General features: G+C 44.7%; 10 protein-coding genes and 1 other annotated feature. Of the genes, 3 read left to right on the top strand and 7 right to left on the bottom strand.

Annotated elements, in window-relative coordinates:
* Nucleotides 1–42: 42 nt before the first annotated feature.
* Nucleotides 43–1,419, bottom strand: coding sequence for an anthranilate synthase component I family protein (locus ABE021_RS08290; RefSeq protein WP_430288010.1), 1,377 nt, complete (start codon nt 1,417–1,419; stop codon nt 43–45).
* A gap of 75 nt (nt 1,420–1,494) precedes the next feature.
* Nucleotides 1,495–1,732, bottom strand: a binding site (T-box leader).
* A 209-nt stretch (nt 1,733–1,941) separates the two neighbouring features.
* On the opposite strand from ABE021_RS08290, the gene rluF reads away from it, so the two are divergent.
* Nucleotides 1,942–2,646 (top strand): 23S rRNA pseudouridine(2604) synthase RluF, encoded by a 705-nt coding sequence (rluF, locus tag ABE021_RS08285; protein WP_430288009.1) that lies wholly within the window; start codon nt 1,942–1,944, stop codon nt 2,644–2,646.
* A 179-nt stretch (nt 2,647–2,825) separates the two neighbouring features.
* Here the strand turns inward: rluF and ABE021_RS08280 are convergent, their stop codons facing one another.
* The 3 genes from ABE021_RS08280 to ABE021_RS08270 all read right to left on the bottom strand — a co-directional run bounded on the left by ABE021_RS08280 (nt 2,826) and on the right by ABE021_RS08270 (nt 5,107).
* Entirely contained in the window at nt 2,826–3,551 is a 726-nt protein-coding gene (locus ABE021_RS08280) for an amino acid ABC transporter ATP-binding protein (RefSeq protein ID WP_430288008.1), read from the bottom strand.
* Nucleotides 3,552–3,565: 14 nt separating this feature from the next.
* On the bottom strand, nt 3,566–4,195 hold the full coding sequence (locus tag ABE021_RS08275) for an amino acid ABC transporter permease (protein ID WP_430288007.1): 630 nt from the start codon (nt 4,193–4,195) through the stop codon (nt 3,566–3,568).
* Nucleotides 4,196–4,270: 75 nt separating this feature from the next.
* A complete protein-coding gene (locus ABE021_RS08270; protein WP_430288006.1) occupies nt 4,271–5,107 on the bottom strand; it encodes a transporter substrate-binding domain-containing protein in 837 nt (278 codons plus the stop codon).
* A gap of 316 nt (nt 5,108–5,423) precedes the next feature.
* On the opposite strand from ABE021_RS08270, the gene mgtE reads away from it, so the two are divergent.
* Nucleotides 5,424–6,806 (top strand): magnesium transporter, encoded by a 1,383-nt coding sequence (mgtE, locus tag ABE021_RS08265; protein ID WP_430288005.1) that lies wholly within the window; start codon nt 5,424–5,426, stop codon nt 6,804–6,806.
* Nucleotides 6,807–6,870: 64 nt separating this feature from the next.
* Here the strand turns inward: mgtE and ABE021_RS08260 are convergent, their stop codons facing one another.
* Together ABE021_RS08260 and ABE021_RS08255 are read right to left on the bottom strand one after the other, a co-directional pair.
* Nucleotides 6,871–7,488, bottom strand: coding sequence for an NAD(P)-dependent oxidoreductase (locus tag ABE021_RS08260; RefSeq protein WP_430288004.1), 618 nt, complete (start codon nt 7,486–7,488; stop codon nt 6,871–6,873).
* Nucleotides 7,485–9,005 (bottom strand): succinate CoA transferase, encoded by a 1,521-nt coding sequence (locus ABE021_RS08255; RefSeq protein ID WP_430288003.1) that lies wholly within the window; start codon nt 9,003–9,005, stop codon nt 7,485–7,487. Before ABE021_RS08255 ends, ABE021_RS08260 begins: the two co-directional genes overlap by 4 nt.
* Nucleotides 9,006–9,360: 355 nt before the next feature.
* On the opposite strand from ABE021_RS08255, the gene ABE021_RS08250 reads away from it, so the two are divergent.
* On the top strand, nt 9,361–11,781 hold the full coding sequence (locus ABE021_RS08250; RefSeq protein ID WP_430288002.1) for a sensor domain-containing protein: 2,421 nt from the start codon (nt 9,361–9,363) through the stop codon (nt 11,779–11,781).
* 37 nt (nt 11,782–11,818) lie between these two features.
* Here the strand turns inward: ABE021_RS08250 and ABE021_RS08245 are convergent, their stop codons facing one another.
* The gene (locus tag ABE021_RS08245; protein WP_430288001.1) at nt 11,819–12,424 is read right to left on the bottom strand and encodes an SAM-dependent methyltransferase; all 606 of its coding nucleotides are present in this window, start codon (nt 12,422–12,424) and stop codon (nt 11,819–11,821) included.
* Nucleotides 12,425–12,427: the final 3 nt, after the last annotated feature.

Here is a 12,427-nt window from a genome sequence, read left to right as displayed (position 1 = left end):
TCTCATCTCTCCTCTTCTCTACTATTCTCTGTTTCTTCCACCTTATTGGCTGTTCTTTGTCAATCCGGTGAGCGATTTGGCTTTATTTACCGTCTCCATGAATTCCGAGTGTGGATTTGACGCTTCAACTATTCCAGCGCCTGACTGCACACTCACCTGACCATCTTTCACGACCATTGTCCGTATCGTCAGGGCAAAGTCGATATTACCGTTTAGACCGATGTATCCGATTGCCCCGCCGTAAATACCTCTTGGTTCTGTCTCGATCTCATCAATCATCGCCATCGCTACAGGTTTCGGGCTCCCAGTGACCGTCCCTGCCGGCAAACTCGTTTTTAGTGCATCCAGTGCGTGCAAGCCCGGTGCAAGAGTCCCCGTCACTTCAGACACAAGGTGCATGACATGCTCATATCTCACGGTTTCTTGGTATCCAGTAACTTCTACACTCGTTGAGTCACAGAACTGTTTCATTTCACTTTGGCTCAACTCAACGAGCATGTCATGTTCCGATAACTCTTTCGGATCTGCACGCAGTGATTGTTCCAGTTCTTCATCTTCTAGCACAGTCAATCCGCGTTTGCGTGTTCCTGCTATCGGATTCGTTTGGACGCGATTGCCATGAACCTGCACGAGACTTTCCGGAGATGCTCCAATGACAATATGATTATCAAACTCCATGTAATACATATACGGTGAAGGATTCCGCTCCCTCAACAGCCGATACAGTTGGAAAGGATCCCCTTCAATATCAGCAATCATCTTTCGGGACAGGACCACTTGCTCTGCCTTTCCTGCCTTGATGTCATCGATTACTCGCTGTACGTTCGCTTCAAACGTCTGTTGGGATACAGCACTTCGGTAATCCGATACCCTCATGTCTGTTTCCGCATCCGCATCACCGGTTAAAAGGATTGCGGAAAGCTCATCCAGATCAGGAGCCTGATGGGTAGGTTGAATTTCCGTATGCAATAATGTTACTTCGCTTTCCTGGTGGTCATAAATGACGATCGTGTCGTACACATTAAAATAAGCACTTGGGAATTCTGCGGTTGTCTTTTTCTTGTCTGTGCTCCCCGCTTCATAACCGACATAGCCTACGGCTCCTCCAGTAAACGGAAATTCGCTGTGATCCGTCACCCGTGGCATTAGCCGTTTCAGCAAGGTGAATAATTCCCCTTCATGAACAAACGACTCGCCTCCGGAATAATTCGTTTCTTCCACACCATCCGGATGTCCTTTGTACGCTTTCAGAGGATTGGCACCTACGAACGAAAACCGTCCATTGTGCGTATGGCCAGAAGAACTTTCCAATAAAAACTTATGTGTACCTTGCAATCTCTGAAAGATCAAAAGGGGCGTCAATGTTTCTCCATTAAACCGGTTAGCTGTGACTCGTAATCCCATTTTTTCGATTGTCAATTGACTCTCTCCCATCTCGTATAAGTTCTAAAAAACGACAAAAAGCCCCCTGCATCCAGACAGTTAAGTCCGGTTGCAGAGGACGGAAAATCCGCGTTGCCACCTCAATTGGAATGCAAATGCATCCCCACTTCATGTGCTTTCGATCAGCACTTCCCATAACGCGGGAATGACGTCCTTGAAAAAACCTGCGGAGGTTTTCACTAGGCTCTCATAAGTCCATTCACACCGCAAGACAGGTCGGTTTTCACCAGCCACCGACTCTCTGGATCCGTCTGATGCGATGCTACTCTTCTTATTTCAATGATTTCTCAGCTATGCTCTTCTCGTCTCTGCTCTCCGTGGGCGGTGTCGCTCCCGACACCAACTACCCATCTGAAAGTTGTAACCAATACTACATTCTATCGGAGTCTCTGTCAATCATTATCTTTTCTGAATACTATATTTTAAATTTCAAGCTTTGATTGATAGCTAAAAAGAAGCTACAATAAGAGAAACGGTAATCAGACAAGGTGGGACCTTATGCGTATAAACAAATTTCTAAGTGAAGCAGGCATCACTTCTCGGCGGGGTGCAGATAAATGGATAGAAGCAGGACGCGTCGTCATTAATGGCGAAACTGCTGAACTTGGCAGCAAAGTCGAAGACGGCGATCTCGTGGAAGTGGACGGTAAGCCTGTATCTGTCGAAGAACAACTCGTTTACCTGATGCTGAACAAACCGGTAGGGATCACGAGCACCACAGAACGGCATGTTGCAGGAAACGTCGTCGATTTCATCAATCATCCCCTTCGTATTTTCCACATCGGCCGGTTGGACAAAGACTCGGATGGTTTGCTGCTGCTTACGAATGATGGAGACATTGTGAATGAAATCTTGAGGGAAGAACACGGTCACGAAAAAGAATACATCGTCACGGTCGATCGTCCCATCACTGATCAGTTCATACAAGAGATGGAACAAGGAGTCCCCATACTTGATACAATGACTAAGCCGTGTAAGGTGCGGAAGCTAGGGTCTCGAAAGTTCAATATCACGCTTACACAAGGATTGAATCGCCAAATCCGTCGTATGTGTACGGCTCTCGGCTATAATGTCGTCAGCTTACGAAGAATGCGCATTATGAACTTGACGCTGGGCAACCTACCCGTTGGTCAGTGGCGTGATTTAACAGATTCAGAACGAAATGGTCTGTTCAAGGCATTAAACTATACACCCAAACGATAGAAAACCTCTATCCCGTCGGCGGGATAGAGGTTTTTCATGATGTCTAGACAGTATCGGTTTGCGCTTCAGACGGACGCGTTCCGAAGGGGCTCGATTTCCTCATAGGATTACCCGTCTTACCATTCAGTCAATCGTCATGATATGTCCGGAATCTTGCAATCATAAAGTCTCTACGCCCACTAAACATTCACCATTTCAAGGAATTGGCGGGTTCTTTCGTTTTTGGAGTGATTGAAGAACGTGTCGGGATCCGCATCTTCGATGATGATGCCTTCGTTCAGCATGATGACCCGATCTGCAACTTCTTTGGCGAACTTCATCTCATGGGTAACGACTACCATCGTCATCCCTTCATCCGCCAAAGCTTTCATAACTTGCAGCACTTCCCCGACCAGTTCGGGGTCAAGCGCGGACGTCGGCTCGTCGAACAGCAAGGCTTTCGGTTCCATCGCAAGGGCCCGAGCAATCGCCACGCGCTGTTTTTGACCGCCCGATAACTTATTTGGATAGACATCTGCCTTATCAGACAGACCCACTTTTTCAAGAATTTCAAGAGCTCTTGTTTTGGCTGTGGTTTTGGCTACCTTTTTGACCATGATCGGTGCTTCCATCACATTTTCAAGCACCGTCTTATGAGGAAATAAGTTGAAATGCTGAAATACCATTCCGACTTCAGCCCTCACTTTTGCAAGATCATCTTTCTTTTGATTCACCCGTTTTCCGTCAATCGTTATGACACCTTCATTAGTAAGTTCCAAGAAATTGAGGCACCGGAGGAGCGTACTCTTCCCCGAACCGCTGACGCCGACGAGAACGACCACTTCGCCTGGCCGAACTTCCATATCGATCCCTTTCAGCACTTCAAGTTTTCCAAATGACTTATGAACGTTTTCCGCTTTAATCATCGTATCTGCCTCCATTATTTATCCACATCCAGTTTGTTCTCATACCACTTCAGTAATGCAGTGAAAATCAGGACAAGAATAAGGTAGTACAGCCCGACTACGAGAAACGTTTCAAATTGCTTGAAGTTGGATGCAGCGACCCGGTTGGCAACACCGAATAATTCAGATACACCGATTACATAGACTAACGAGGAGTCTTTCAACGTAATGATGAACTGGTTGCCTAGCGGCGGAATGGCACGTCGCAATGCTTGAGGGAACACAATGCGTCTCATTGTCTGAGAGCGGTTCATCCCCAAAGCAAGACTCGCTTCCCGCTGCCCCCGGTCGATCCCTTGAATGGATCCGCGGAAGATTTCAGCAATATAAGCTCCATTATGGACACCTAGAGCAATTGCACCCGCCCAGAAGTTTTCCAGTATAATGATTGATGTGATTCCAAAGTAGAGGAACATGATCTGTACAATCAAAGGGGTTCCGCGAATCAGAGTAATATATAGGTTCGCAATAGTCTGTAATATTTTGGAATTGGAGATCTTCATGAGTGCAAAGATGACTCCAAGAATAGTACCTATCACTACTGCAATCGCTGTAATTTCAATGGTTAATAGACCTGCTTCTAAAAAACCTTTATAGGTTTCCATAAAAACATTTTTAAAGGTTATAAATAACTCAGGCACCGGCACACCAACTTTCCATTATACGGGTTGGGAGTTCATTCATTCTAACAACTCGACGCCTTCCAAATCAATGTCAAGAAGGTTGCGACCAAACCACTTCTCCGAGATTTCTTTGTACGTTCCATCATCTATCAATTCCTGAAGTGCCTTGTCCAGTGCTTTTGTCAATTCAGGATTTTCCTTATTGACTGCAATCGATGGCTGTTCCACCCACATCGGTTTTCCAACTTCCTTCACTTCAAATCCATTATCAATCGCTTCAAATCCTACGATATCTGCAGTAATAACCGCATCGAGACGACCTTTCACTGTCAAATCTTTAAGCGCTACCACATCACTGCTGTAATACTGAATGTTATCGGATAGTTCTTTTGCGGGTGCTTCGTACGTGGACTGTGCAACGACTCCTATTTTCTTACCATCAAGATCATCCGGACCTTTGACCTCGTCATTGTCTTTAGCAACAAAGATCATCCCTCCAGAGTAATAGTATGGTTCAGTGAAATCCGCTTGTTTTGCACGCTCTTTTGTATAGGCCATCGAACCGATAATTGCGTCGAACTTTTTACCAACCAGCCCCTGTAAAATCGTTTCAAATGGATTGGTTACAGGATTCGGTTCAAGGTCCATCTTTTCAGCAAGCGCATTTCCAATTTCAATATCGAAACCAGTTAGCTTCCCATCTTCTTCAAAACTGAACGGCTTGTATACACCACTTGCTGCAAATGTGAATTTCCCTTTTTTCACCAAGTCATAGCCGGTATCCCCAGATTCGCCAGCACTTCCAGATGACTTGCCGTCTTCCTCTTTACCGCATGCCGCAAGTAACAATAGCGAAGCAGCCAGCATGATTACTAACATCTTCATTTTTCCCATTCTATGAAACTCCCCTTTTGTATTAGCCCATCGGCTATTTTTTGTACTCCTTATTGCACTTTCCCCTATAGAATTCATTTAAACATGAATATTGCAAAAACTGTAATGAAACTGTAATATTAGTTTACAATTTTTAAACCAGCTCCCTCAACGTATTGGTTGTTCTATTAAAGCACAAGCAGACCGAAAAGTGAATTTTTATTTCTTTAAATGTATAATTATTCACACACTGGATGATTTCATCATTATTTGTTTCTGATTCCTTTAGACAGGGCATAAGGGGGAATAAGACATGAACAATAGTTGAGGTGATGACATGGGTTTGTTTCAGAAAGAAGACAAGAAAGAAACGTTGGATCAAGTACAGTTGGAGAGGGCAATCATCCGAGTTCTCAATGAAGGGAAGAAAGAGAAGTTCCAGGAAATCATCCAGGCACTAGAAAAATACGAGATCGCCTCCCAATACAAGGAACTTCCAAGAAAACGAAGGTCATTGTTTCTGGAATGGCTTACCATTCAAGATCTAACTGATTTGCTGCGTTATCTAAGTAAGGACGAACAGCTCTCTGTATTAGAAAGGATTGGATCGGATCGTTCTACTGAACTATTGCATAAGATGCAAAATAATGATTTAGCTTTTTTATTGACGGGACTTTCCAGGAGTAAAATTGATGACTTAATTGCTGAAATGCGGCGGGAAGAGATGGAGTCCATTCTGCATATCATGGACTATCCTCCGAAAACTGCAGGTCGCGTCATGACGAACCGATACATACCCATCTCTCCGCAAATTTCAGTCATCGAGGCGGAACAAAAATTGAAAACGTTCGAAAACCTTGCCCACTTTATCAATTACCTATATGTAGTGGATGACGAGCAGCGGCTCATCGGAGTGGTGACCTTCCGGGATTTACTGCTGGCAGACGATCATCAGCTTGTCTCTGACATTATGAGGACGGAACCTATCCAAGTCGATGTCCTCACGAAACAAGAAGACGTTGCCAAACTGATTGGAAGATACGATTTCGAAGCGGTCCCTGTCACAACAGATGACCATGTTTTGGTCGGGACCATTTCCGGTGATCAAGTGCTCGACATCGTCGTACGTGAAGCGGACGAAGACATCGAGATGCTGCTGGCTTCAGGTAAATCGATAGACTTCCGGACGAAACCCTTTGTAGCGGCGCGGCGCAGATTGCCATGGCTGATTTTACTTTTGTTTATAGGACTGGTATCCGGAAGTATTATTTCGAAATTTGAAGAGACATTGAATGCAGTTGTCGCCCTCGCCTTTTTCATGCCGATGATTGCAGGGATGACAGGGAATACGGGTACGCAGTCGTTAGCAGTTGTCGTACGCGGATTGGCATCTGAAGAAATGACGTGGAAAAAAACACTTAAGTTAGTGGTTCGGGAAATGGTTGTTGGGGTTACTATCGGGATAACGTGCGGCTCTCTGATCGCCATCATTGCGTACTTCTGGCAAGGAAGTATGGTACTTGGCTTTGTTGTCGGGATCTCCCTGCTGGCAACACTTATTATCGGGACTATCGCTGGTACAATAATCCCTCTGCTTCTCAACAAATTCAATGTCGATCCGGCTGTCGCTTCCGGCCCTCTTATTACTACACTGAACGATATACTTTCCTTGCTGATCTACTTCGGCATCGCAACGATGTTCCTAGAACATTTGAGTTAACGGTAAAACCCCACGCAGCCCTTTTACTTATGGGATGCGCGGGGTTTTCGTCGTGCTAGGAGCCTTAGTATGCAATTCCTACACGCGTATGCAGATGATTGCATGCAATCAGCTCATGTGCTGCAAATTGTGCGGTATCTCCGGTGGAAATTTCTTTCCCCTCCACAGGCAACCGGTTCTCTTCTGTCCGGTAGGTGCCTGTAGGTTCTCCTTCCGGTAAATAGGTCGGACAGACAATAGTCCAGTCCAAGTCGGAAGTGGACAGAGCACGATAGGCTGCATCGTGTTCTTCTGCGGCTGCAGTCAATTTACGATTGGAATCTCCCGCTTCGTAACGAAGTTGCTCAGGGTCAATCCGGCTTTGCAAAATTCCAGCAGTACCTATCGTAAGGATCCGCTTGACCTTTTCATCATTCATTGCCTGGATCATATGAGGGATTGCATCACTCAAAGTAGTTGTTTTATCTGTCCCGAGAGCACTCACCACTGCCTCACTTCCTAGGATTGTCGTGGCGATTGCAGCTAACTCTTTTGCGTCTCCCTGAATGACGGTCAGGTTAGGGTGGGCAGGCAACTTTTCAGGGTTTCTGGCCAAGGCTGTAACATGATGTCCGTCATCTAGAAACTTCGTCAATAGAAGTGAACCAACACGACCTGTTCCTCCGAATAGTGAAATCCTCATGATTGCGTCACTTCTTCCTTTGACTCCCGCATTGTTCCGGTTTCCGATAACCGAATGTGCCAGCTCAATGCTTTCTCAAGAATATGGGGGGTATGACCGCCACGAAGTGCTGCTTCTTCATAATAGGCCCATAACTCCTGACGATAGGAAGGATGTGCGCACCGGTTAATAATCAGTTCCACCCGTTCTTTCGGTGCGAGTCCGCGTAAATCTGCATAACCTTGTTCCGTGACTAGGATATCCACGTCGTGCTCCGTATGATCGACATGCGAAACGAAAGGTACACAGCTTGATATCGCACCCTTTTTCGCAAGAGACTTCGTTACAAAGATCGCCAAGCGAGCATTACGAGCGAAATCCCCTGATCCGCCAATTCCATTCATCATTTTAGTTCCAGTCACATGTGTCGAGTTGACGTTTCCATAAATATCGAATTCAAGAGCCGTGTTAATGGAAATCGTACCGAGTCGGCGAATGAGTTCCGGGTGATTCGAAATTTCTTGTGGCCGCATAACAATTTTCTCTTTATAAAAAGAGAGATTATTTCTTAAAATATCCATACGTTCTTCCGTTACAGTAATCGACGTACACGACGCCGATTTCACTTTCCCGGCATCAATGAGTTCGAACACAGAGTCTTGAAGCACCTCTGAGTAGACTTCCAAATTTTCAAATTCTGAATCCAACAATCCATGAAGGACTGCATTCGCTTGGGAACCGATCCCCGATTGTAATGGAGCTAACTCTTTCGTTAACCGGCCGGCTGTAATTTCCGATCTTAAAAATTGAAGCAAATGTCCCGCCATTACTTCGGTTTCTTCATCTGGCTGGTCGATTGTCGAGAACGAATCGTATTCTTCCGTTAACACAATCCCGATGATCTTGTCAGGGTCTACAGGAATTCCATACGTCCCAATGCGTTCATCCGGATGCTTCAAAGGAATTGGCTCGCGATCCCCTAACACTCCAGGATCGTAAATATCGTGCACGCCTTCCCATTCTTCGGAGTGCGCCACATTGATTTCCACAATAATAGACTGCGCATGTTCTGCAAAAATCAACGAGTTTCCGATAGAAGTAGAAGGGATAATAGACCCGTCTTCTGCAATCGCAACGGCCTCCAAAACAGCAATGTCCACTTGTGGCAAAACGCCTCCGCGTATCAGTTCAGACGTATTCGACAAATGGTGATCGACAAATAGCAGCTCTCCATTATTGATGCCTTTCCGCATTGTAGCATCAGCCTGAAACGGGAGCCGCTTATTTACAATTCCAGCTTCCGTAAATAGCTTGTCAATATCATGACCTAAAGAAGCCCCCGTGAATACATTCACTTTGAAAGATTCTTTTTGGGCTCTCTTCACCAGGGCTTCCGGGATTGCCTTCGCATCGCCTGCACGTGTAAAACCACTTAATCCGAGTGTCATTCCATCCTGGATCCAGGATGCAGCCTCTTCTGCTGTAACCACTTTCTGTTTCAAAGATTCCCGTCTAATTCTGTCTAACTGTCCGTTCATATTGACAGCTCCTTAATCTAATAGTTATAAAACACTTTCTGATCTTTCTGTTTAAATAGTTTTATGTAGGCCGATATAACTCTTGTATGAATGTTCTTCATCTTAATGATACCTTCGCCGCCAATACACTGCAACCTGCCTGAAGTTGTGTCTAAAAACGAAGAACTATTCGTATATTCCAATGTGCAAGATAAGTTTATTTCTAAAAGACTAGAAGGTCTAAAGGTACAGTGTTATAATCAAACCATTAGAACTAGGTAGTTTTACTCACTCCAACTACACGTATCCACCAAGTCAAGCAAATTAGTACCTACCAATATGGGAATTTACATATTGCAAGAAAGGATACTGTCCTATGGTGTTAACAGAAGCTAAAAACCTACAGTCACTCTCCCGATTATTAGACGAAAAGTTTTGTGTATCCATTGCTGATACAAATGGAACAATCCTCTACGTCAACGATCGCTTTTGCGAGCTGACTCAATTCAGCGCAGACGAATTGGTTGGAAATTCCTATCAATTATTATCTCCAAATTATAATCCCAAACACGTATTCGAAGAAATGAATCAGAACAAAAGTCCGCAAGTTATTCAGCAACGAGTCGTTAAGAGCACCGCCAAGGACGGCACCCCTTACTGGGTACGAGCTACCGTGGTTCCCGTCATCGACGAAGAAGGTATTCCAACCCATTATATTTCTATCGATTTGGATATCACGGACGACCAGCTCGCCTCCGCAAAATATGAAGCAACGTTAAAAGAGCTGAATAATCTAGAATCCGCTTTGGATCACGCCTCTGTAATTGCGGCCACAGATTCAGCAGGTGTCATTAAGTACGTGAATCCTAAGTTTTGCGAGTTATCCAAGTATCCTGAACAAGAGCTATTAGGCAAAACACATCGACTTATCAATTCGGGACATCATCCGAAGTCATTTTTTGAAAACATGTGGAGAACCATTAAAAGCGGCAACGTCTGGCGGGGGGAAGTGAAAAACCGTGCCAAAGATGGATCTTTCTATTGGATGAACACTACGATTGTTCCATTTTCAGACGATCGCGGAACGCCTTATGAATACATCTCCATCCGGACGGATATCACTGCGAGAATCGAAGCGGAACAAGCTCTTGAATCTGCACTCAAGAACGATTTTCGCACCACCGTGAGGAATCTGCAAAATGCCATCTTCAAATATGAAGCAGATGAAAGCGGACGGATTTTCGTTACCTTATTGGAGGGGCAGATTTGTGACAAGTTAGGGCTGACGAGTACTCTTATCAATACTAGAGGAGAATCCAATCCTTTCAGTCGCATAGAGCTCCAAGAGCTCCGTTCCTATGCATATGCGGCTCTAGGCGGAGAGCCTTGTCAGTTTGAGCTCGATTACTTGGACCATTCCTTTATCATTTATTTGTCTCCCATACTTGAAAATGAGGCTGTAATCGAAGTTGTAGGAACGTGCGTCGAGATTACGGAACGGAAAAAGGCTGAGAAACTGGTAGAACACATGGCTTTCTATGACGCGCTAACCGGACTTCCGAATCGGAGATTATTTAAATCGGAAGTTATTGAAACCATTCAGCAAGCTGAAAATGACTTTTCGATTATGTATTTAGATTTGGATCGGTTCAAAAATATAAATGATTCCCTTGGTCACTTTATCGGCGATGAAGTGTTGAAAGCTGTAGCGGACCGGCTCACCCATTGCCTAGGACCGAACGATTTAGCATGTCGCATCGCTGGTGACGAATTCGTCCTCATGATCAGAGAGACGGATGAAAACCTTGTAAACGATATCTCACTTCGCATCATCGAAGAGATTTCGAATTCCTATACATTTAAATCGATTGAAGTATACATTACACCAAGCATAGGAATCAGCCGCTTTCCATTTGACGGTGAGGATTATGATACATTGCTGCGTAACGCAGATACGGCGTTATTTCTTGCAAAGGATCAAGGAAAGAGCACCCATCGTTTCTTCACTCGAGAGTTGAATAATGACATGATTGAAAAAACATTACTGGAAATGGATCTACGCCAAGCAATCAGTCGCAACGAAATGGAAATCCATTACCAGCCTCAGTATGATATGAAGACCGGGGCTATGACAGGTGTTGAAGCGTTGGCTCGATGGAATCACACCCAGAAAGGATTGATCTCTCCCGGACAATTCATCCCTATTGCAGAAGAAAGCGGCCTGATTCTGCCCATCGGATTATGGGTGTTGGAAACTGCATGTGCTCAAGCAAAGCAGTGGCAAGAACAGGGATTTCCGGCCATACGTATGAGCGTGAACGTTTCGATTCGCCAATTCAAGCAGCCTACATTCATCACCCATGTACTGCGAGTTCTACAAAAGACTGGTTTAGACCCTTCATATTTAAACATTGAAATCACCGAGAGCATGACGACGGATGTGGATTATTCACAAAAGGTTTTGCAGCGATTGCATGAAGAGGGGATCCACGTCAGTATTGATGATTTTGGTACAGGGTATTCCTCCCTTAGTTATTTAAGCAAATTTCCGATCACCCATTTAAAGATCGATCAAATCTTTCTGCAAGACCTGAGCAGCAGCAATACTGCCATTATTAAAACCATTATCGACCTTGCTAAAAATCTAAGCATCGACGTCATCGCGGAAGGCGTTGAAACAGATGAGCAAGCATCGTTTTTAAGTACACTTCGCTGTGATGAGGTTCAAGGATTTTTATACTCCCGCCCTTTACCGAAGCGAGAAATTGAGATGCTTCTGCAAACAGTTACTGCTTAACAAGCCAGGCCGTTTAGTAATGGCGGCCTGGCAATCATTATTCATATCGGTAGATCAAAATACGTTCATCCTCATTGTCGATTGATAGAGTTGGAATCGGCAGCTCTTCAATTCTCTCAAAAGGAGTCTGTTCTTCCAAAAAACAGACGAATGCCGTTGTCGGATAATAAAGGATGACATCTACCTGGCGCTTATGAAGTTCAACAGATTCCAACACATTGGCAATGACTGTCTGAAAAACTTCAACTGAAAACGGGTTGAAAAAGTAGAAGACATTCTGTCTAGCTTGAATTCCATACGTTTCTGCAGTATTCTGTTCAAATTCAATCGAGCCGCGGAAACGTTTCTGGGAAGCTCGAAAATCTGCAAGATTGATAAATGCTTCTTGCAGCAAACGACCATTCAAGTCGACGCCTGTGACTATACATCCATAACGATACGCGCTATAGATCGGAACCCGTCCTTTGCCGCATCCGAAATCCACTAGATGATCAGTCGGACGAAGCGGATAGATTTCAAATAAGGCATCCAAGACACTGTACGGTGTTGCTTCATAGCGGTTATAATGCGCTGAGCTCTGTAAGATTTCAATTGTCCCTTCTGTACGAATACGAAGGATCTTATCCATTTCTTGGTCAGTCATTCT

The organism is Sporosarcina gallistercoris (genome assembly GCF_050459885.1).
In the GTDB taxonomy this organism is placed as follows: domain Bacteria; phylum Bacillota; class Bacilli; order Bacillales_A; family Planococcaceae; genus Sporosarcina; species Sporosarcina gallistercoris_A.
Note: the sequence above shows the minus strand (reverse complement) of the source record. Positions and strands in the feature narration are given on the sequence as shown.